This window comes from Syntrophaceticus schinkii, assembly GCF_000946815.1.
Classification (GTDB): Bacteria; Bacillota; DSM-12270; order Thermacetogeniales; family Thermacetogeniaceae; genus Syntrophaceticus; species Syntrophaceticus schinkii.
This window is the reverse complement of record NZ_CDRZ01000003.1, coordinates 1-22175: the sequence shown is the minus strand read 5'-3', so window position 1 is coordinate 22175 and position 22175 is coordinate 1. Positions and strand designations below refer to the sequence as shown.

The window sequence follows — 22175 nt, the reverse complement described above, 5'->3', positions numbered from 1 at the left end:
TCCACCAACAATTCATCGTCTTTTTTAGTAGTTACCAGAGTAACAACGATAAACACCACAAGTGATACTAATATACCGAATATTTCCGTAGGAATTCCAGCGAATGTTACTCCAGATAAGCCCATTGCCGCTGCTGTGATCCCGAAAAAAGAAGGCCGACAAACCTGCTTTTAAATTGGCCCTCTTCCAAAGTATCCCGCCAACAACAGGAACAACTATGCCTCCGGTATTTAAAATCGCCACAAAGTTAATAAGATCAATGATCCCCGAAGATAACGCAGCAACTATAACGGCAATCAAACCCATGATAACAACTGCAACCCTGGAAATCGTAAGCATTTTTTTCTCATCTAATTCTTCTTCCCTGTGCAGTGTCTTGTACATAATGTCATAGACAATGTTCGCAGTCCCTACGGTCAGCAGTGAATCTGCCGTTGACATGATGGCCGCCAGAATAGCTGCCATAACTATTCCCGCCAGTACAGGGGAAAATACATGGCCCACAACATTTGGCAACGCCGCAGATGCATCGTTCAAGCCGGGGAAAAATGCATGTGCACTCATGCCTATTAATGTGGGAAAAGCGGTTATTATAATTATGATGATACCCGCTAACCAGCAGGACCTTTGTGCCGTTTTTGCATCTTTTGTAGCTAATAAACGCTGGTATGTATCAGCACCAGCTAAAGTAGTCAATAAAATAGGAGCAGCAAGCCAAATAATATATGACCAGTCTCCAGTCCCCATTACATTGAAAAACCCATGGGTTGATTTGTTTATGTTTAATTGGATAGCTGAAACAAATCCTCCCCAACCACCTAAACGCCAAAGAACTGCAGTAAATGCCGCAATAATTCCACCTGATGCAACGATAAGCTGGATAAAATCAGTAATAGTTGCTGCCCAGAGCCCCCCAACAGCTGCGTACACTATAAAGACTAAGGAAGCAACAGCTGCTGCCTTCATTGTTCCAAGACCCACAATTGATAAGGCGGCTTTAGTCGCCAGTATCTGGGAAGCTAGTATCCCGGTATAAGTAATAATAGTGATGATGGCGATCAAAGGCCTAAAAAGCCTACCGCCGTATCTGCGTTCCAAAAAATCCGGAATTGTATAGATATTCATTGCTCTTACTTTTCCGGCCAGAAACCCTGTTAAAATAAGTCCTAGCCCTCCGCCTATACCAAACCACCAAACCACAAGCCCGTTTTGATACGCTGCTTCACCTAAACCTAAGACATATCCGCCGCCAAAATAAGTTGCTGCAATAGTAAAAGTGCCAAGACCAAGCCCGAGTCTGCGCCCTGCGAGTATGAAATCGGTCATGTCTTTATTGTACCTATTCGCCCAAAACCCCACAGCTAACAATATCACAAGGTAAACAATAATGATGGTGAGAATCAAATTACATCTCTCCCGTTTTATTAAATAAGTTTTTTATAGTAGAGAAGCGCCACTTATGGAAAAACTATTGCAACCCATAGTGCCGCGGGGTAACTTCATCTCTTGCTGTGTTCTGTATCAAAAGCAGTGGCGCTTATCTCCACGATTTATCTTTTATTGATATAATCCCTTTCTGTGAGCTTTTAAATAGCCCATACAGTATGAATCTTGCCCCAAAAGAGCCATAGAGCCGTAAATAACGCCCATCATATCTTTATCTGTCGGGTCAAGGATATAACCATCCATTCCCACAGCCATGGTTTGAGCAACAAACAGCCGGTTCAAGACCTTACGATTGGGCAACCCATACGAAACATTGCTGAGACCGCACATAAAGTGTACCAAGGGGTATTGCTCTTTTATCAACCTGATAGTCTCCAATACTTCCATCCCCGCAGTCTCAACACTGCTGATTGGTTTTACAAGTGGGTCAAAATAGATATTATCTTCCGGAACTTCAGCAGCCTTAAGTTTTGCATATAAGCTTTTTACTACACGCATCCGGTCCTCTGATGTTTCTGGCATACCAGTGTCATCCATACAGAGAGCTACTACTTTAGCTTTGTACTTTAATACCAGTGGAAGAACATTATCGAATCGTTCTTTTTCATCACTTATTGAATTAATCATCGGCTGGCCATATTTACACAGAGCAAGTCCAGCCTCAAGAGCTTTCGGGTTCGGGCTATCGATACATAAAGGGGCCTCAACAGCCTCCTGAATGTTATTGACAAGCCATTCCATTATTTCAACTTCGTTATTAATCATGGTCCCACAGTTTACATCGATGTAGTTTGCTCCGGCTTCAAATTGTTCCTTAGCAATATTCTTTATATATTCAGCATCCTGTTTATCTACTGCCTCTTTGATTGCTTTACGGCTGGTGTTGATCAGTTCTCCAATAACTAGCACTTTATGCCCTCCTGTCCTGTACTAAGGGTTTAATTTAGGCAATAAGTTTTCGGGCCTTCTCTACTGCGCCAGGAGCGTCTTCGCTAAACCCAGTAGCACCGATCTCGTCAGCAAACTCCTGGGTTACAGGTGCACCACCGATCATCGTCATGAAGTTAAGTCCGGCAGCCTTGATTGCGTCAATAACTTCCTCCATCGCAGGCATAGTAGTTGTGAGGAGAGCTGACATGCAGATAATATCAGCGTTATTATCTTTGGCTGCTTCCAGAAACTTGTCGTTCTCCACATCTACACCAAGGTCAATTACATTGAAGCCACTACTTTCAAGCATCATTGCAACCAGGTTTTTGCCGATATCGTGCAAATCGCCCTTGACAGTACCGATAACGATGGTGCCGCGGCTCTTGGTCTCCATGTCCTTCATCATTGGCTTGAGCTCCTCAACACCGGCCTTCATGGCCTGTGCAGCCATCATCATTTCGGGAACATAGACGGTCCCTTCGCTAAAGCGCTTGCCAATTTCATCCATTGCGCTAATTAAGCCCTCGTTGAGAATAGCTGAAACATCTGTTCCGTTGTCAATCTCGGCCTTAACTACTTTTATAACCTGCTCATCATCCATTTCGAGAACTGCATTATAAATTTGCTGGACACTCATCTTGATCAAGCTCCTTTTTTCTTATTTTGTTATTTCCGGCCAAATATCACACTGATATCTGGCCGGACTATCTTTAACTTTTATCACTAGTTCCATTTCACCATACTATTTTTTGATTCGCGCTTCAGCCCTATCAACGATAGCATCAAGCTGTTTAATTACTTCTTCCGGAAGCAACTGTGGCTGGTGCTCATCAAGTATTTGCTTAACCTTTTCATGAACTCGCTGACCCATCGTTTTCTTGCCGTCTTTCTCCCATTGTTCAAAGCTGCGCCTGTCAAATAGGGTGGGCTTCCAAGATCTTTCCTTGAAGTTTCTGAATGTGTGTTTAGTACCCAGGAACTGTCCCCCCGGACCTACCTGATCTACCACTTCTAGTGCCAGGGTTTCGTCATTTATCTCCAATCCATAGACAAATCTTCTAACATAGCCGATTATTTCATCGCATAAAACCATCTGCTCCAAAGAGCCTGTCATACCTAAATCAATAAACCCAACATCATGAATTAAATGTGCTCCGCTTAAGGCGCCGGCAAATACCTGAATCGCATCATCAATTGCAGCCTGCTCATCAACGATCTTTGAATCAGTTGTTCCTGCAGTACCCCAGATGGGCAGCTTCAGGTAATGGTAAATATCGGTTGATGCTGCTTGTTGAAGAAGTAGTTCAGGGGCTCCATAACAATGCTGCATGGTAGCCATATCCATTGGCCCACCTGGTGCAGCGCCAATAAAAGGTGCACCCTCCCTTTTCAACTGGCTCAAAAGAAGCCCGGTCAGGTTATCAGCAACACCCACTGCCAGCGCTCCTGCCAGTGTAACCGGTGCTGTTCCGCCAATAATCATACCCGGAGTGTATACTACCGGTATTCTGTTTTCTGCAGTTAATAGTAATTTTTTTAATGCATCATTGGAGTGAGTTAACGGGCTGGTTGGTTCTGAATATAAAACAATAAATGGATTGCGCTGCAACTCCTCCAGGCTTCCGGCAACTACACTGCACATATCAATAATATCCTGCATTCCTGCAGCATTGAAAGCCCATCCGGCTAGCGGCTTGGTTGTATACTGCAGCATAGCGTGAACTTCATGGACATCAGCCAGTGCCGGTGTATGATCAGAGATCATGGATAACGACATCACATAATCAATATTTGGCAGTTTATCAGCTACTATTGCTGTATTCACTACATCTTGTTTGGTAGCCTTCCTTCTTTCGCCGGTCTCTGCATCAATAAAATTAGGGCAGGTAGGTCCCAGTCCAAAATAGCTGTTATTGCCTTCTAAAAACAATTTTCTATTTCCGTTTCGGTCAGCCAGAACTACTCTCGAAGGTGCTGTCTGAAGCGCTTTTTTTATCAGATATGAAGGGATTCTTACCCTCTTACCATCAATAAAACATCCGGCCTCTTTTAATAAGGAAAGGGCCTCTTCGCAATTAATATCCACACCGGTTCTTTCCAGGATTTCTAAGGCAGCCCCAATAATTTTTTCGCACTGTTGATCTGACAACACCTTGAAATGAACGCTTTGATGTCCTCCACCATAATTTGACTCAATGCTCTGAATACTCATTTTTGCAAAACCACCCTTTCTTATTATTTATTTGTTCCTCTAATAGATAACGGCCTTCCCTGTCTAGCAGCAGACACTAACTCCGTTGCTGTTGAAACTGAATCGGATTACCTCCCATTAAGCATATAAGCAATATTCATGCCGTAACTAAAACACCGCAATAGCAAGTGATTTCACCCCAAAAAACATTAGTGCACATAATATGCGCACTATGGAAGATGATAAATGCTTATTTATTGTGCAGTTGAATATATTTTATGCACATAAGCAGGAGTTCTTTGCTGAAATATCAAATAAGTAATATGATTTGCAACGGATCTTTGACTGTCCCTGGGTGCCTGGAGGGAATCTGTAAACATGAAAAATATTCAGTTAGAAACAAATAATGGGGGAAGATATGTGAAAGAAGAACTATCAATGTGTTTCCACTTATTTGCCGACAACTCACCTGACGGAATGATAATTACAAATAGTGATGATACTATTTTATACATTAACCCATCTGCCCAGAGATTACTTAATTATCACGAGGATGGCAACGGTAGTTTATCCTCTTTCATCCCTACAGACGATGTTAAAACCTATTGGGATAAACCGACAACTATTAACTACAACAGAAAAACCTTATACGTAAGTGTCAAAACGGCCAATTTGAAAGATTCGCCACTATATCTTTGGTATATTTCCGATAATACCCTATATAAACAACAAGCTAACGAATTGTATTGTTTAAAAACCATCCTGGATTGTGTAGATGAAGGAATAGTAATGTCAGACCAGGAAAACAAGATAACTCTTTATAACAAATCATACGCCGATCATGAAGGTTTATCCCAGGACGAAGTGGTTGGAAAACACCTAGATGAAGTGTATGACTCTAATGTACATGCAACAGCATTAAAAACAGGGCTGCCGATTACAGACATCTATAAAACATACTCTACCAGGAATGGCATAGAACAGGAAGGTATGGGGAAAACCTACCCTGTCATTAAAAACAACGAAGTAATCGCTGTCTTTTCAGTGGTAAAAAACGTCAGTGTAGTCCGCTCACTACTCCAAAAGGCTGTTGAATTACAAGAAAAACTAACTAATAAAATGGAACCTAATGGCACCAAGTATACTTTTGAGAGTATTATTGGAGAAAGCGAAGTAATGGTCAACACAATAAAAAAGGCACGAGTAGTGGCAATGAGCCCCTCCCCTATTTTGATTTATGGAGAGACAGGGACAGGGAAAGAACTTTTTGCACAAAGTATTCACAATAGTGGCCCATATGCGGATCAACCTTTTGTAGCTATTAACTGTGCGGCTGTACCTGAATCTTTATTTGAAAGCATCCTATTTGGTACGGTTAAAGGCTCGTTCACAGGTGCCCAAAATCTACAAGGTGTTTTTGAACAAGCGGGAAATGGTACGTTATTTCTCGATGAAATTAACTCGATGCCTATGGCGATGCAGGCTAAGCTGCTTCGAGCCCTGCAAGAAAAAGTCGTACGAAGAGTTGGCGCAACATACGAAATCCCTGTTAAATGTCGCATTATAACATCCAGCAATGAAGAGCCAGAGGCATGTGTAGAAAAAGGCACTCTGAGAAGGGACATATATTACCGCTTAGCACTGCTTCGCATTAATATCCCGCCTTTACGCGAGCGAGAAAAAGATGTTGAAGTGCTCGCCGAATACTTTTTAAAAAAGAAATCTCGACTTTACGGGAAAAAAAATATTAAACTTTCAACTGAATTTAGTAATTACCTTTATCAACGCCCCTGGCCTGGAAATGTACGAGAACTTGAACATACACTGGAGAGTTGTGTTGCGATGATAGAAGACGGAGAAGAGCTGCAGCTTTGTCATTTACCATCCCACCTCAAGCGTACAAAGATTATTCATAATAGATATCAAACCACATCAACTAATAATGATCTTTTGAACAATATACAGGCCACAACTTTAGCAGCTGCCTTAAGAGAAGTTGAAAAAAAAAGTTATACTTAATTCTTTACAAAACCACCACTGGAACATTTCTCGTGCTGCAAAAGCAATAGGTATAGGGCGCCAAAACTTACAGTATCGAATGAACAAATTAAATATCGAAAAACCCTGCCGGAAATGTAAGATGGCAGATAATTAAAATAAAATATAATGAACTAAAAAAGGGGTCCGCAGATACTCTCCGCAGGCCCCTTTTATTATCTCCACTGATCTGCCTTAACTCCTGGATTCCCGCCGATTCATAACGAGGATCCAGCTAAAATCCAATAAAATCAAGGTTTAAACCCTCAGCTGTCTTTAAAAACCACGTCATGATAAAAACACATAACGATGTCACTTTCCAATATTTATGCGGGTTTATACCCTCCTCGTTACGTGTTCCCGGGAATCTAGGTTAACTCGCCGGTTGAAGTTCCCAATCCCAAGTGTTAAGGTATTAAACATTTGTTTCTATCGCAGCTTCTTGCACAGCTTCTTGATTGGCATTCCTTTTCTTATTGGAAAGTTTTAATAAAAATATGGAGGCTATTAAACCAACTAATACAAACAATAGCATGACAGAAAAGAGCACTTTATATCCCATAATCCCTTGATAAGTATCCAGAAAATGACCGGCCATCGGGTAAATATATATGTCAGGAGTGAAGCCAATCATAGATACAAAGCCGGCAACAGATCCCGTTAGCGCAACAGGAATGCTCACTTCTTCCATTGATGCAAAATAGATACCGCGCATGGCAAATAACGAGGCACCAAAAACCACCATGTTGATAACTAACAAATAAAGCAAACTGGGTTTGCCTGGGGCCAAAAGAAAAATTCCAACGGTAACAGCCATTATTACAAAACACCATGTAATAACTTTGGTAGTGGAACCTACTCTATCAGCAACCAAACCTCCTAATGGCCCACCAAACAACTGCAAGCCGTATGACCTAATGATTGCAAGTGCTGCACTGATAACTACAGTTGCTCCAAATATTTCAGTGACATACGGTGTCAGATAGGTGGAACCCAAATACACACTATAGTTAGTTAATACAATTATAGCTAATAACCATGCCGCAGGCATTTTAACAACTTTAACGATATCTTCCAATACTGCATTGTTTTCCTGAACAACCTTCGAATCCTCAAGGAAAAACCATGTCAATAGTGCTGAAATAATACAAATGGCTGAAAATATATTAATAGCCACAGTCAATCCCGCAACACCTGAACCCAATTTAGCAAATAGAGCAAGTACAACTGCTGAAATTATGACGGTTGTCAATCCCCTGCCACCTTCAAGCAAACCGAAAAATTTACCTTGCTCGTCACTACTGGCTAAATCTCTGGTTGCCTTAATAAGGGCGGCCCAAAAAGTAAGTGTAGCAACCACGCCCCAGATTAAATTGATAATTATACACATTGTAAAGGATGGGTATGTGCCAAAATAAAATCCTACTATACCAGTTACAGCAAAAGCAAATGTCAACAACTTTCTGGCTGAAACACGATCTGCTAACCAACCCCCGGGGAAATAAAAAATCATAGAAGTTATGCCATAGGCACTCATTAGTGTGCCGAACTGCGTATGACTTAAACCCAGGGCTTCTTTTAAAGGATCATAATACGTCCACCGTAAGTATGGTAAAAAATAAATTGCTGTTGCTCCTACGCACAAGATTAACAACATTAAATAGCGCTTCTTTGAATTTGTGGCTGTTTCCATACGTTTGCCTTCTTCCTTTCTATTTTTTATTTTCTACTGAATATCTTGTTTTTCTTATCACTCCCCTCATGTTTACATGGAAAATAATATTTACTAACTAGATATTGCAAAATAGGTGCCAAAAAAAAATAGCGTTGCTGCAAGGGTTTTTTCTGTTATTCATCTACAAAAACGATTTTTGTGCACAATTTATGTGCATTTATTGCATATACAATATAATTGTGCACATATTTTAGGCGCTTTGAACATATTTTATGCACTTATCTATTGCCCTTCAGGATGGATCAGGGGAACGGCAGACTGTGTGATAACTCCCAAAATCACCAGTTCAGCGGTCAGAAGTGGGGGGTATAACTGAAATAGCGGGTAATTGGTGTTCCTTATCCCTAAAAACAACCGGAATTAGATCGTAAGTGGGGGGATGGAAAAGGGCATAATGGTTTTTACACAGTCTGACGGTTCTCCTGATCCATCTCTATAGTTGGAGGGGGATCAGGGGGACGGTTTGCGTGTTTACCGCGATTTAATGGTATAATTAACGAAAATTCGCATGTAGAGGGGAACAGATTTTGTTAGGGACTATCGTCAATGCTGCAGCAATTATTGCGGGAGCCTTGCTGGGGAACCTTTTAAGAGGTGGGTTTCCCGAGAAATACAAGTCGGTGATCATGCAGGGGGTCAGTCTGACTGTTATTTTGATCGGTCTTTCTATGGCACTGAAAACCCAGAATATACTGGTGTTGACCTTGAGTATCGTAACCGGAGGGATACTGGGTGAGGCTTTAAGGATCGAGGAGCGGCTCGATAGTTTCGGAAGGAAGCTGGAGGGGCGTTTCGGGGGTGGCGGCCTTTTCATCAAGGGTTTTGTGACCGGAAGCCTCGTCTTCTGTGTGGGAGCCATGGCCATCATGGGGGCGCTGGAGAGTGGGCTCACCGGACGCCATACGACTCTTTTCATCAAATCCATCCTTGACGGAGTGACAGCAACTGTTTTCGCTTCCACTATGGGAATCGGGGTTGCTTTTTCCGCACTGCCGGTTTTTCTCTACCAGGGCGCCATCACTGTTGCCGCGGTCTATGTTAAACCCTTCCTGACCGATGCCATGATCATCGAAATGTCTGCTGCAGGTGGACTGCTCATCTTTGGCATTGGGCTCAATATGCTGACAGATAAACTGCATATCAAGGTGGGTAACCTTCTGCCCGCCATCTTTGTCGCTATATTTTTTGTGGTGCTGTTTGGGAAGTTTTCTTTTTAACAGTGTCAATCACACCCGGGACCGCAACTCGTAGTCCGGGTTTGGTATAATGGATGCAAATGCTTTGTTAAGGGGGATGTTTTGTGAAATCGCAGTGGGTGAAAACCCTGCGACCTGGACTGGAGGTCGCCACTTATTTTGGCATTATTAGTCTGAATATCGGGAAAACCAAGAATGGGGCTAAGTTTTTGAAGGTGCGGCTGGGGGACAAAACCGGCACTGTTGAGGGACGTGTGTGGGACTCTGCTTTAGCAGAAGACCTTTATCAGACACTGGTCCTGGGGGATGTGGTAATCGTCCAGGGTATTGTCACTGAGTTCAACGGGCTGCAGTTGAATCTGGATACCTGCACCAAGGTGGATAAAGAGCATGTGGAGTTGAACGACTTTCGCCCCTGCACCGATAAGGACATCACCAAGATGCTTGAGAAATTCCAGCTGCAGATGGACAGTGTAACAACTCCCCCATTGAAATCTCTTTTGGATGCAATTTTCGACACCGACTTTTTGGTCGACTTCAGCCGCGCTACCGCGGCTCGCACAATCCATCACGCATACGGGGGAGGGCTTTTGGAGCACACCCTGGAAGTGATGGATTACTGCTCTAAGATCTGTGAGATCCAAGGAGAGGCCATCAATAGGGACCTGCTGGTGACAGGTGCTGCCCTGCATGACATCGGAAAGATGTGGGAATATGATCAGGAATGCCTTTCTTTTAATCATACAGAAGAGGGACGCCTCCTCGGCGGCCACGTCATTTTAGGGTATGACTTCCTGCGCCGAAAGATCGCTATGGTGAATTTCCCGGGAAAGCTGGCCACACAGCTGCTGCACATGATTTTGTCCCACCACGGGCTTAAGGAATGGGGGGCTGTGGAAGAACCCCACACAGTGGAAGCCATGGCGCTCCATTATGCTGATCTCATGTCAGCCCGCATCAACCAGGTGAGCCAGCTGGTCAAATCGCACCGGGGAACTGAATGCTGGACCAGTTTTGACCGTTACCTGGGCAGAAGTTTGTATGTGCCTGAGAATGATTAAAGACAAAGAGTTCATTACGACAGCCTTTCACTGACTGCTTTTGAATACGCTGGTAGTGGATACTGTTGATCGAGAATGCCCCGGGGTAGCTAGCGGTAGGGTCGTATGAAGGGTACCAGTTGTGCCAGGGTACGGGTGACGCTGGCTTTTTAATCAGGTTCGTACTGATGGCCGCGCATGTTCCAAGGTATATGAGTACATAAGTTGAGCTTACAGTTGGCAAGGATTTTCGGAATATGTCTTATTTCTGGAAAAGGGATGGATATCTTTAAACATCCGCGGAAAACATATTATAAGTTGCGCTTTATACAAGCTTCATTCTTGATCAGGAGAACCGTCAGCCTGTGTGATAACTCCCAAAATCAACAGTTCAGCAGCCAAAAGAGGGGGCATAACTGTAATAGCGGGTAAATAGTGTCCGGAATTTGGTCGTAAGTGGGGGGATGGAAAATGGCACAATGGCTTTCATACAGTCTGCCGTCCCTGTGATCCACCCTGGATTCCCGGGAACACGTAACGAGGATGGTATAAACCCACATAAATATTGGAAAGTGACATCGTTATGTGTTTTTATCATAACGATGGAAGACAGCTGAGGCTTAAAACCCTTGATTTTATTGGATTTTACCTGGATTCTCGTTATGAATCGGCGGGAATCCAGGATCCACTGTGCAAAACAGATTAAGAGTGGATCAGGAGAACCGTCCCCGTGATCCCCGTGATCCAGTAGAGATGGAATGGATCAGGAGAACCGTCCCCGTGATCTCCTATGATCCGCATCGAAATATGGCAGGAAAGGAACTATTATGAGCTCTTTAGTCTTAGAACAAGAAGTAGATCTTCGCTCTCTTCTGACGAAAGTTGAACAGCGCCTGCATGAGGTAGCTGTCGTTCACAGCAGGACAGTGGGTCAACTGGCTTCTCATGTCATCAAAGCGGGTGGCAAGCGGCTGCGCCCTCAATTGGTGATTTTTTCCGGTTGGAAAGAGAAGAATGACTGGGAACCGGTGCTCGATGTTGCTGTAGCGGCTGAACTACTGCACACCGCTTCTTTGATTCACGATGACATCATCGACCACGCGGACACCAGGCGGAGTCTTCCTACAATCAATGTGCTGCAGGGCAACCAAACCGCAGTTATGACCGGGGACTACCTGTTTGCACGGGCACTGACGCTCCTTTCCAAAGAAAGCACAAGGGATGCCCTCTCTTTTATGGTTGAATCGATCCAGGCGATGTGTGAAGGGATTATTGAGGAGATAGGCGCACTCTTTAACCCTACAGTCACTGAAGAGGACTATCTTTCCCGCATCAACAAAAAAACCGCATCCCTGGTGGCAGCCTGCTGTGGGGCCGGGGCTCGGGTAAGGGGGGCTTCACAGGAAGAGGTGGCTTCCTACACAGATTTCGGCCGCAATTTGGGCATCTGTTTTCAGATTATTGATGACATCCTGGACTTCACCTCTGATGAAGAAACCCTGGGCAAGCCGGCGGGATCCGACTTTTCTCAGGGTATTTTGACACTACCTGCTATTTATCTTCTTGAGCATCCTGACTGGAATAAGCCAATCAGAGAAATACTGGCAAAACGCAGCTGCACAAATGACGATCTTTTCTTTATTAAGGAAGCGGCCAAACAAACTGATAGCATACACCGCTCCTATCGCAAAGCCCAGGAATTCCAGGAGAAAGCCAGGGAATGCCTGCGCTTCATCCCTATCTCACCTGTATGGCCGCTCCTCAACAGGCTTACAGAAATGGTGATGATACGTAAAAGGTGACTTTAAATCTTACCCCTCCTGCGCAGACTGCGGCAGACGCGGTACATGCGCACGGTTTCCTCCCCTGCTGCCTCCAGAATCGTCATTGCATCTTCTTCCAGCCCTTGAGCCCCGACCTTGGGGTCGGAAAGATAGAAAGCGGGAAGCCCCTGGACAACAGTTGTGTGAAACAGTGGGTCGGGCATCCTTGCCGCCTGGTCGAGGGCGTGTTCCAGGAAAAGGACAAGCCGCTCAATGCAGTGTTCCCTGTTCTCATAATAAGAAACGAAGTTGAGATCACCTTCCAGGAGGTCTTCTTCCTGATCAATGAAGTAATCCAGCAGGATGTGCAGCCCGCAAATCCAGGGAAAGTAGCCATCTGTGATCCTTCTGGCTGTTTCCGAATCCAGATTCGGCTGTCCGGCAGCAGCGATGAGGGCAAAAATGCCCAGTGTGGAACCGGTGGCAGCCGCAAACTCCCACCAATCGAGCTCTGGAACCTTGGTGGCGTGTTCCGCAAACCACCTTTCCAGATAGCCTTCCCTTAATGGGATGTGTGTGTGTTTGTAAGTCTGCAGATCGCAGTAAAGGGACGCCAGTCGCAGGACATCTTCTTGGACAAGCTGGTATGAAGGGAGCCGGCGAATAATGTTACGGCACTCTTCTACAAGGCTTTTCAGGTAACCCGCATCATCCTGATGGGGGTACAAGCTATAGTAATCCCCTATGCCGCCCTCAGCACTGCCATCCGTACTGCCATCCGGTTCCAGTGCATCTGCAGTGGCTCGGTGCGCCGCCGACGCCCGGGTACCAGAAGTCACAACTGCCTGTTTATCTCCATCGGCAGAGGCCAGGTGCAGAATTCTGGTTAGCTGCGCACTGTGAGTGTTTTCCGGTTCCAGTGCATCTATAGTGGCTCGGTGTGCCGCCGAAGCCTGGGCACTAGAAGTCACAACTCCCCGTTTATCTTCATCTGGTTTGTCTTCTTCTGTTGAGATCTGTGGGATACCGGTTAGCTGCGCACTGTGAGTGTTTTCCGGTTCCAGTGCATCTGTAAAAGCCAGATGCAGTCGGCGGAAGGCAGCCATGTCCAGGCAGCCCGCCCGGTCGCAGAGGTTGTCCAGGTAATCGCTGATCGTCTGCAAGGCTACAATAAAGGAAAGGGTGTCTTGATGCGCCCCTTCCATCAAAGTGTACACACTCCCGCCTAGGCAGTGAAACTTCTTTTTCTCGATGCTGGCCAGCCCCTGCTGCCGCAACTCCGGATCACCTGCTGTGCTGACCACCTCTTGCCACCGCTTCAATTCCTTTTCCACCCCGGGAAAGACACGGGTGACGAAACGCGTCAGCATAGTCAGCTTTTTTCTGGCACTTGAAATTCCATTCTGTATACCAATCCCCAAATTGTTCACCATCCAGTGCTGTAGTTGTAGTTATTCTACCACATTTTTTCCAATGGTGGAGCGGGATGCCCCTGGTGCTCCCTGGTGACTGTCACCAAACGGCCGGATATGTATAGACAAGTTGGGCTATTTGGTGACTGTCACCATTTTGCTATATTTGTATAGACAAGTTGGGTTCTCTGGAGTGTCCCCAGGTACCTATCACCTTTTGATTCACTAGCGGTAGCCGCAAACTCTCGGGCGTGTCCCGCTGAAGTGCGTAATAAAGCAAAAAAGCAAACCTGCCTAAATGAGATGTAGGAAGCGGGAAGTTGCTAAGTGGGAATAGATGTTGCCTTGCTGTCCAAAAAGGGGTGGGTGCAAGAATTGTCCGCTGATCCGCAAACAGTTCCCATGTCCCTCAGACTTTCGACTTCCGGTCTCCGGCTTCTGTCTTTCGGGTTGGTGTTAGTCGTTGGAAGAGATTGTTCTGCCTGGAAATAGCCCACAAGAACTACCGCTTCGTTGACGGCATTCTCGTGTTCTCGGGATAGCCCATAAATGGTTTTGTTGCCTGGAATTAGACCGCTGGATCTGCCGTTGGAAAAGGATTCCGTATTATGAAACTAGAATCATAGAGCAGCAGGAAAAAAGGCCTACAAAAAAGCGGTGGCCGCACTAACTGGGACATAAAAAAAAGATTTTCCGGATGGTGTGTTCGAAGCTAACCGAAGCCAGGAAAGGTTGGGAATGTTCTTGAATCCGACATAGTTTCAGTCAAGGAGTCCATCCAGAAGGCCTGGAAAGGTTGGGAAATTTTTTGAAACGTTATTGGGTCGGGGTTTTTCTCGTCATTGTATCTGGTATTTGTTATGGATTGACGCCGATTCTGGCGGCATATGCGTATCAGGAAGGGGCAACGGTTTGTGTCCACCTCTTCCTGCGTTTCAGCTTCGCCACCGCATTTTTCCTGACTTACATAGCCATTTTCAAGCGCAACAGCCTCCGGGTAGTCGCCAGGATCACGCTGATTTTTCTGCTGGCAGCGGGCATCTTTGAATTTGCCGCTTCTTACCTTTATATAGCTTCTGTTCAGTATGTATCAGCTGGGCTGGTTGCGCTCCTCTTTTATACGCACCTTATTTGGGTGGCGATTTGGGGTTATCTCTTTAAAGGGGAGCGGCTCAAGCTGTCCGGCATCGTGGGAATTGCGTTAGCCTTGATTGGACTGGTTATGCTCGTCGGCATCTCTCTGGGGAAGATACACACCGGTGGTATTTTTATGGCTCTGGTGGCAGCTCTTATCTGTTCCGGTTATGTTATGTTCAGCAATAGGGTTTTAGAGGATCTGGAGCCGATTTTCACAACTGCGTTTATCTGTCTCCTTTGTACTGTCCTCTTTTATGTGACAGGGCGCACAACCGGCACCTTGAATTTTCAGATTAGTTCGACGGCATGGCTGGCCTCTATTGCCTCAGCTATATTAACAGGCAATATCGCTATGTTCGCCTTCTTGGCGGGTATGAAACGAATTGGTTCCACAACAGCTACCGTTTTGTGTACTGTGGAGCCGATAACTGCAGTGGTTTGCTCCGCGCTGCTACTGTCACAGAAAATGACTGCTCTGCAGTTGCTGGGCGGGCTGGTAATCATTATCGGAGCCGCTCTGGTGGTGACATCAAAAAAGCCGCCTAACGCAAGAAGCGATAAACGGCTTTTTGCTCGCCTAAACATAGATGCCTGAAAAATTATTTCTTCCGCATGCGCAGCGACTTGGGGGTTATCTCCAGCAGTTCGTCAGCTGCGATGAACTCCAAGGACTGTTCCAGGCTCATTTCCCTTGGGGGTGTGAGCTTGACTGCGATATCTGCAGTTGAACTGCGCATGTTCGTCAGGCGCTTCTTTTTGCAAACATTGATGGCCAGGTCTGAGGGGCGGGAGTTTTCACCCACCACCATTCCCTGGTAGACAGACACCCCTGCACCCACAAACATCTCTCCCCGTTCCTGGGCGTTTTCCAGGCCGAAAGCGGTTGTCACCCCATTTTCCCAGGCGACAAGGGAGCCGCGGGAGCGCCCATGTATCTCCCCACAATAAGGTGAATAATGGTGAAATGAATGATACATCACCGCGGTTCCCCTGGTCTCAGTCATCAGTTCGGCACGAAATCCGAACAGTCCCCTTGTTGGGACATAAAACTCCAGGCGAACGGTGCCGTCCTTCTTTTTCTCCATGTTGATCATCTCACTTCTGCGGGAACCCAGGCGCTCCATCACAATTCCTACATATTCTTCTGGGACTTCCACAATTAAATCTTCCACAGGTTCATGCTTGACACCGTCGATTTCCCGCTGGATCACCTGCGGCTGGGATACTTCAAACTCATACCCCTCACGGCGCATTTTTTCAATAAGAATGGAAAGATGCAGCTCGCCCCGTCCGGCGACCAGAAATTGATCCGGAGAATCTGTCTCTTTGATGCGCAGGCTGACATCGGACTCCGCTTCTCTGAACAGGCGCTCACTCAGCTTACGGGAGGTAACATATGTCCCTTCCCGACCGGCAAAGGGGCTTTTGTTGACGAGGAATGCAATAGATACTGTGGGCTCGTCAATATGCACAAAACGCAGAGATTCCGGGTGCTCAGGGTCTGCAATAGTGCAGCCGGCGTTGATATCGTCCAGCCCTGCCGCAACCACAATTTCTCCGGCGCAAGCATTCTCTACAGGCACCTTTTTCAGCCCATCGAAGACATAGAGGCTTGAAAGGCGTGAGTGCTGTATCTGTTCGTCGCTTCCCAGAACTGCGACATCCTGCTTGTTGTGGATGCACCCCCGCTGGATGCGCCCTACCGCCTGTCGCCCCAGGTAGGGGTCATAGTCGATCATGGAAACACCCAACTGCAGGGGGGCATCGGGGTCGCCTTTGGGGGCCGGGATATTCTGAATAATCAGATCGAAGAGCGGCTTTAAGCTGGCGTCCTTATGGCCGTCGGTTTCGCAGCTTGTTTGGGCACTGGCTTGGCCAGTGGCTTGGACACTGGAGCCCTGGACTTGGCCGCCGGCTTGTCCGTTGCCGTTGAGTTCGCCGGTTTCGCAGTTGGCGTGGACACTGGCCTGGCCGCCGTTTTTGCTGGCTTGGGCAGTGGATTCGCCTCGGGTTTGGCCGCTTGCTTTAGCACTGGCTTGACCCTGGGTTTGGGCACTGGCTTGGCCGCCGGTTTCGCAGTTGGCGTGGACACTGGCTTGTTCGCCGGCTTCGCTGGCTTCACCTTGGGCACTGGTTTCGCCCCGGGCTTCGCCGCCAACTTGGTTTCCGGATTTGCCGCTATCTTCACCCCAGGCTTTCTGATCCAGGTATGCGATTCCTTTGCGCGCATCTGCGTAAACTACCGGAAAATCGAGCTGCTGATCACTGGCATCGAGATCGATGAAGAGTTCCAGGATTTCATCGAGTACTTCTTCCGGCCGCGCATGGGGGCGGTCGATCTTATTGATTACCACAATGGGAACAAGCTCCGCATCCAAGGCTTTTTTCAGGACAAAGCGCGTCTGGGGCATGGGTCCCTCAAAGGCATCCACCAGCAGCAGAACACCGTCCACCATCTGGACGATGCGCTCTACCTCGCCTCCAAAGTCGGCATGGCCCGGTGTGTCGACAATATTCAATTTATAACCGTTATAGAAAATGGCAGTGTTTTTTGCCATTATTGTAATGCCCCGCTCTCTCTCCAATTCGCCGCTGTCGAGAACGCGCTCCTCCACCACCTGCTTCTCGTGAAAAATACCGCTCTGTTTGAGCATTCCATCCACTAAAGTGGTCTTACCGTGGTCCACATGGGCAATAATGGCCAGGTTGCGAATTTTGGCTTGTGTTATCTGCTTCATCTATTACACTTCCCTGTATTAGTATAGGCTGGGGACGGAAAACACTGACATCTACTTCCGCTATGACACCCACACTTACCTAGTGTAGGCCGAGAACTGCCAGCCCTGTTATATGGGGAACTGTCAGCCTGGATCACTGTTAGCCCAGCATGTGAAAACCTGAGGAACTGACACCCCTGTCTTATTATCCCCTGTTTTTGTATAGGCGTCCAGATACCATCCAGAAATGTCCGGAACCCAACTCTCCTATTTTAATATAGGAGCCTGGAGTCTGACAATGCCCTTTCTTATTATGAGGCACCTGGGAGCCGGTACTTCCCTGCCTTTTTATGGGGCGTCCCGGTAGGTGTCCCAGTAGGCATCCCGGTAGCTGCGCTTCGAGAAAGCGTACTGCCTGGGTGGTGGCTGTTTAGTTTGTTTTTATGGGCATCCAGTAGCTGTCTTCCCTGCATTAGTCCTCCCGTTTGCTTTTTGATGGACTACCCCAGGTTGCTTGCTAATAATCCTCTTGTAATAATATTAACACATTTGTGAAGCGACAACTGAGGCGTCATCCGGGGCCCGTCATCCACATCTATTCCCACTTCCAATTTCCTGCTTCCCACATCTCATTCCGGCAGGTTACTGGTATATTTAAACTGTTATTTGTCACCTGGTAATCCAGTTAAAAAGAATCAAAATGCTAAATGCAAACAGTCACCGGAGCGCGTAACCTGTATATACAAATTCGGCCAATTGGTGACAGTCACCGGGAAGCGCAACCTGTATAGACAGGTTTATGTTAAATGGTGACAGTCACCTGGGAGTCACCTGGGAGTCACCTGGGAACATCCAAACTGGATCAAGGGAACCGTCCCTCCGATCCACTTGGATCAGGAGAACCGTCAGACTGTGTGAAAACCATTGTACCCTTTTTCTATCCCCCACTTAAGACTAAATTCCGGTTGTTTTTAAAGATAAGGGACACCAATTACCTGCTATTTCATTTATTTCATTTATACCCCCCACTTCTGGCCGTTGACCTGGTGAGTCTGCTAGTTATCACACAGGCTGCCGTCACCCTGATCCACCTGATCCAGATTCACCCTGCTCTATCTGGTCTTCCTCTCCCTGAGGCCTCCCCTTATCACTCTCGGTTGGCAATATTTTATCGGACGGCAGCATTGTAGGGAACTGTGACCGCTGTCCCCAGCGATATGCGGTATAAATTATACCCACAAGGACAATGACCAATATGGCCCCGATAATTATTCCAAATATAAATTGGTTCATTGGATACCCCCTCCTAACATGGTTTTTAGGAGGATCCTTCACCGGACTTCCTGGATCCTCTTCCACTATGAAGCTTTTCTTATAAAATGGTAATTTTTATATTATATGTGGCTCTGCCGGTGGGGGTGCTCTGCGAGTTCTCTTATTTCGCAAACTCTCTAAGAGAGAGTAGGTCCCCGTGCATTTCCCGGCGTCTCCCCCTGCAGATGTTTTATTGTTGTAGCCAGGGCTATACTGTCCCCGTGCATCTTCCCGGCATCTCCCCCTGCACATCTGTCTCCCTTTTGTCCGGCGGATAACCGTAACAAGGAAAATGCGAGAAATTAGCGAATATTCAAGAAAGCGCACCCTGACCTGTTCATCAAGTTGAACATCTTCTCCGTAGGAGACGGACTGAAAGCTCTGCAGACAGCTGATGGCATCTGCTGCTGTGTAAAGGTGTGAATATGGCTTTTCACCGCGGCGTTCGGCTTTGCGGTTTCTCCACTCCGCCTCCAGTTCCTGGATATAGCCGCTGTCCAGAAGCATGGCCTCAGTTGAAGTCATAAGCTTTGCGCTGTTAATTACAAAAATTGTCCTTTTAGGAAGGATTGCCATGAAAAAGTCGAAAATATTGCTCGTTGATGATGATAAAAACATCTGCATACTCTTGGATCTTTACCTGCGCCAGGATGGTCACACTGTCATTTTTGCTCATGATGGCCAGGCAGCCATCAAAGCATTTCAAAAGGAAAACCCTGACCTGGTGGTCCTGGATCTGATGCTGCCCATTATGGATGGTTGGGAAGTTTTGAAATACATCAGGCAAGAAAGCCAGGTCCCTGTGATCATGCTTACAGCAGTTGATGCCTGTGAGGATAAGGTGACAGGGCTCGATCTGGGAGCTAATGACTATGTGGTCAAGCCCTTTGACCCCCGAGAGGTGGCCGCCAGGGTTCGTGCACATCTGCGCAAACAAATACCACCGCAAAAGGACGACCTCGCTGAGGTGCTGACAGCCGGTAATCTTGTGGTCAACAGCAAGAGTTACGAAGTCGTCTGTGGTGGGAAACCTGTGGAGCTGACCCCCAAAGAGTTCCAACTGCTGGAATACATGCTGCTGAACAGGAACATTGTCCTCTCCAGGGATCAGATTCTGGAAAGCGTCTGGGGGTATGACTACTTCGGGGAAACCCGTACTGTAGACATGCATATCAAACGGCTGCGCCAGAAGCTGAAGTCTTCGGGGAGTTGGCAAATCAGAACCATTTACGGAATAGGCTATAAATTTGAGGTGTGAGTGGGTCAATATTTGCTCCGGGATGGATCGGATCAGTGAAAACATTCTCTGGAATATCTACCTCGATATGGGAACTGATATGAAAGGCAGATGCCATCAATGAATAGAAGCATTTTTCAGAAGCTGCTCTTTTCCTATCTCGCCGTCATTATCCTCGTAATCGGGGCTTTGGCAGCTTTTTTGACACATTTCTTCAATAATTTCTATTTTGAGCAGGAACAGCAGGCACTCCTGGATATGGGTGAACAGGTAATCGGCCAAGTGCTGGACTGCCAGACGGGAAAAATCACTGCGGAACAGCTTGCGGATACTGTGAGAATCGCTGGAAGTACCAGCGGTTCTCGCATATTCGTTTTTGAAGGAGAGAACATCCACAATTTGCAGGATCCAAATCTGGATGCAAAGGTTTCCGAGGAAAGCGACCTGCTTCCGGATGTGCGGAAAATCCTCAAAGGGGAAACTGTCATCAAAAAGAAGCACTACTCCTCACAGCTCAATGCTTTCGTGGTTTTTGTCGGAATGCCGGTGATAACCGGTGATAATGTCAGCGGTATGGTTCTTCTTTTTACACCTGTCGCCAAAATAAACACCGCACTGAATCAAGTGTACCGGATCATCTGGGGTACGGCCTTGTTCGCTTTTCTGCTGGGGGGATTGGTGATCTTTCTGACATCACGTCACCTCTCACGCCCGCTCACCACCATGAAAGAGGCGGCAGCGGCTATTGCAGAAGGTGATTACAGCAAGGAAATCGCTGCCACCAACTGTGATGAACTTGATCAATTGACAGCTTCCTTTAATTATATGAGGGAACGGATTCAGCAGGTGGAGAAAATGCGCCAGGAGCTGCTGGCTAATGTCTCTCACGAACTGCGCACCCCCCTGACCTCTATCCGCGGCTTTATTCAGGCAATACTTGAAGGCGTCGTCCCGGAGGGGGATCAGGAAAAATACCTGAAGATCACACGGGAGGAAGTGGACCGGCTGACCAGGCTTGTGCAAGACCTGCTGGATCTAGCTCGCATCAAAAGCGGCAGCATCAAACTCAACAAGGAACCGCTTGATATTGGAGAGCTGGCGGGAGAGGTGGCAACTGAATTCCGGCTTATAGCAGCAGCGAAAAGCATCACTGTGGAAACAGATGAGGGGTTGGTGATCTCAGGTGACCGTGACCGGATCCGGCAGGTTATGATCAACCTGCTGAGCAATGCTGTCAAATACACAGAGCAAAATGGGCACATTCAAATACGTGTCCGGCGGGAGGGCGGCCAGGCGGTGCTCAAAGTGCGGGACAACGGGGCAGGCATCCCTGAAACTGAGCTGGAACACATCTTTGACAAGTTTCATCGGGTGGATAAATCCAGAGATGCCGCAACAGGAGGCACAGGGCTTGGTCTGGCCATTGTCAAAGAACTGGTAGAACTCCACAATGGAAGCGCAGCAGCCTGGAGCGCACCAGGCAAAGGAACAGAGATAACAATTGAACTCCCCTTGGTTGGATCAGCGGATCAGGGGAATTAATTTAGTTTCTTTGGATATGGCTTATCCGTCCCGGGTGACTCCCAGGTGACGCCTGCCGGGTGACTGTCGCCATTTTGCCGTATTTGTCTATACAAGTTGCGCCTTTTGGTGAGTGTCACCAAAAGGTCGAACGTGTATATTTGTCTATACAGGTAATGCTTTTTGGTGACTGTCACCATTTAGCCGAATTTGTATATACAGGTTGGGGCTTCCAGGTTGTGTTTTTTATATCTTGAGAAAATTTCATTCTAAAAAACTCATTGAAATCAAGGTTTTGAAGGCCTAAAATAAAGGCTTCACCCCAACTTTTGCCGAATTATAAGGTAAATCAAACCAAATAAAGCAAAAGTGGAAAGGGATGAAGCTACCTTGTATATTCGACAACAGTGCCTGATTTCCTTCGAAGATGCATTAAAAATGCAACCTGAAACTAGATCATGGAAAAGATTTTTAGCAACCCTTTGATTTGAAACCAACT

The 22175-nt window shown here is 46.6% G+C and carries 18 protein-coding genes; 8 read left to right on the top strand and 10 right to left on the bottom strand.

The window, feature by feature from the left end:
• Nucleotides 1–24 precede the first annotated feature (24 nt).
• From SSCH_RS00505 to SSCH_RS00490, 4 genes are all read right to left on the bottom strand, one after another.
• Nucleotides 25–1326 (bottom strand): sodium:solute symporter family protein, encoded by a 1302-nt coding sequence (locus SSCH_RS00505; protein ID WP_232294119.1) that lies wholly within the window; start codon nt 1324–1326, stop codon nt 25–27.
• A gap of 231 nt (nt 1327–1557) precedes the next feature.
• Nucleotides 1558–2355, bottom strand: a complete 798-nt coding sequence (locus SSCH_RS00500; protein ID WP_044663758.1) for a methyltetrahydrofolate cobalamin methyltransferase — start codon at nt 2353–2355, stop codon at nt 1558–1560.
• Between the two features lie 34 nt (nt 2356–2389).
• A complete protein-coding gene (locus SSCH_RS00495; protein WP_044663757.1) occupies nt 2390–3013 on the bottom strand; it encodes a cobalamin B12-binding domain-containing protein in 624 nt (207 codons plus the stop codon).
• A gap of 105 nt (nt 3014–3118) precedes the next feature.
• Nucleotides 3119–4588: a trimethylamine methyltransferase family protein gene (locus SSCH_RS00490; RefSeq protein ID WP_044663756.1), complete on the bottom strand. Its 1470-nt coding sequence runs from the start codon at nt 4586–4588 to the stop codon at nt 3119–3121.
• A 357-nt stretch (nt 4589–4945) separates the two neighbouring features.
• On the opposite strand from SSCH_RS00490, the gene SSCH_RS00485 reads away from it, so the two are divergent.
• Nucleotides 4946–6586 carry a sigma 54-interacting transcriptional regulator gene (locus SSCH_RS00485; RefSeq protein ID WP_198142029.1) on the top strand — a complete coding sequence of 547 codons (1641 nt, stop codon included), beginning with the start codon at nt 4946–4948 and terminating at the stop codon, nt 6584–6586.
• Nucleotides 6564–6722: a helix-turn-helix domain-containing protein gene (locus tag SSCH_RS21535; RefSeq protein ID WP_198142028.1), complete on the top strand. Its 159-nt coding sequence runs from the start codon at nt 6564–6566 to the stop codon at nt 6720–6722. Before SSCH_RS00485 ends, SSCH_RS21535 begins: the two co-directional genes overlap by 23 nt.
• Nucleotides 6723–7019: 297 nt before the next feature.
• On the opposite strand, the gene SSCH_RS00480 is transcribed toward SSCH_RS21535, so the two are convergent.
• Nucleotides 7020–8297: an MFS transporter gene (locus SSCH_RS00480; RefSeq protein ID WP_044663755.1), complete on the bottom strand. Its 1278-nt coding sequence runs from the start codon at nt 8295–8297 to the stop codon at nt 7020–7022.
• A gap of 569 nt (nt 8298–8866) precedes the next feature.
• On the opposite strand from SSCH_RS00480, the gene SSCH_RS00475 reads away from it, so the two are divergent.
• The 3 genes from SSCH_RS00475 to SSCH_RS00465 all read left to right on the top strand — a co-directional run bounded on the left by SSCH_RS00475 (nt 8867) and on the right by SSCH_RS00465 (nt 12377).
• Nucleotides 8867–9556, top strand: a complete 690-nt coding sequence (locus SSCH_RS00475) for a DUF554 domain-containing protein (RefSeq protein WP_198142027.1) — start codon at nt 8867–8869, stop codon at nt 9554–9556.
• An 83-nt stretch (nt 9557–9639) separates the two neighbouring features.
• Nucleotides 9640–10596 carry a 3'-5' exoribonuclease YhaM family protein gene (locus SSCH_RS00470; protein WP_044663753.1) on the top strand — a complete coding sequence of 319 codons (957 nt, stop codon included), beginning with the start codon at nt 9640–9642 and terminating at the stop codon, nt 10594–10596.
• An 806-nt stretch (nt 10597–11402) separates the two neighbouring features.
• The gene (locus tag SSCH_RS00465; RefSeq protein WP_052835146.1) at nt 11403–12377 is read left to right on the top strand and encodes a polyprenyl synthetase family protein; all 975 of its coding nucleotides are present in this window, start codon (nt 11403–11405) and stop codon (nt 12375–12377) included.
• 2 nt (nt 12378–12379) lie between these two features.
• On the opposite strand, the gene SSCH_RS15905 is transcribed toward SSCH_RS00465, so the two are convergent.
• Nucleotides 12380–13771, bottom strand: coding sequence for a tetraprenyl-beta-curcumene synthase family protein (locus tag SSCH_RS15905; RefSeq protein WP_232294118.1), 1392 nt, complete (start codon nt 13769–13771; stop codon nt 12380–12382).
• Between the two features lie 787 nt (nt 13772–14558).
• Between SSCH_RS15905 and SSCH_RS00455 the strand changes: the two genes are divergently transcribed.
• On the top strand, nt 14559–15482 hold the full coding sequence (locus SSCH_RS00455) for a DMT family transporter (protein ID WP_156971997.1): 924 nt from the start codon (nt 14559–14561) through the stop codon (nt 15480–15482).
• A gap of 4 nt (nt 15483–15486) precedes the next feature.
• Here SSCH_RS00455 and SSCH_RS00450 read toward each other — a convergent pair whose 3' ends face one another.
• The 4 genes from SSCH_RS00450 to SSCH_RS00440 form a co-directional block, all read right to left on the bottom strand.
• Nucleotides 15487–17625, bottom strand: a complete 2139-nt coding sequence (locus SSCH_RS00450) for a GTP-binding protein TypA/BipA (RefSeq protein ID WP_232294117.1) — start codon at nt 17623–17625, stop codon at nt 15487–15489.
• 290 nt (nt 17626–17915) lie between these two features.
• Nucleotides 17916–18077: a hypothetical protein gene (locus SSCH_RS17885; RefSeq protein ID WP_156971996.1), complete on the bottom strand. Its 162-nt coding sequence runs from the start codon at nt 18075–18077 to the stop codon at nt 17916–17918.
• A 604-nt stretch (nt 18078–18681) separates the two neighbouring features.
• Complete coding sequence (locus tag SSCH_RS00445) at nt 18682–18897, bottom strand: hypothetical protein (protein WP_044663751.1); 216 nt, start codon at nt 18895–18897, stop codon at nt 18682–18684.
• A 96-nt stretch (nt 18898–18993) separates the two neighbouring features.
• On the bottom strand, nt 18994–19443 hold the full coding sequence (locus SSCH_RS00440; protein ID WP_156971995.1) for an MBL fold metallo-hydrolase: 450 nt from the start codon (nt 19441–19443) through the stop codon (nt 18994–18996).
• Nucleotides 19444–19492: 49 nt separating this feature from the next.
• Between SSCH_RS00440 and SSCH_RS00435 the strand changes: the two genes are divergently transcribed.
• Nucleotides 19493–20176 carry a response regulator transcription factor gene (locus SSCH_RS00435; protein ID WP_044663749.1) on the top strand — a complete coding sequence of 228 codons (684 nt, stop codon included), beginning with the start codon at nt 19493–19495 and terminating at the stop codon, nt 20174–20176.
• Between the two features lie 99 nt (nt 20177–20275).
• Nucleotides 20276–21697 carry a HAMP domain-containing sensor histidine kinase gene (locus SSCH_RS00430; protein ID WP_044663748.1) on the top strand — a complete coding sequence of 474 codons (1422 nt, stop codon included), beginning with the start codon at nt 20276–20278 and terminating at the stop codon, nt 21695–21697.
• Nucleotides 21698–22175 lie beyond the last annotated feature (478 nt).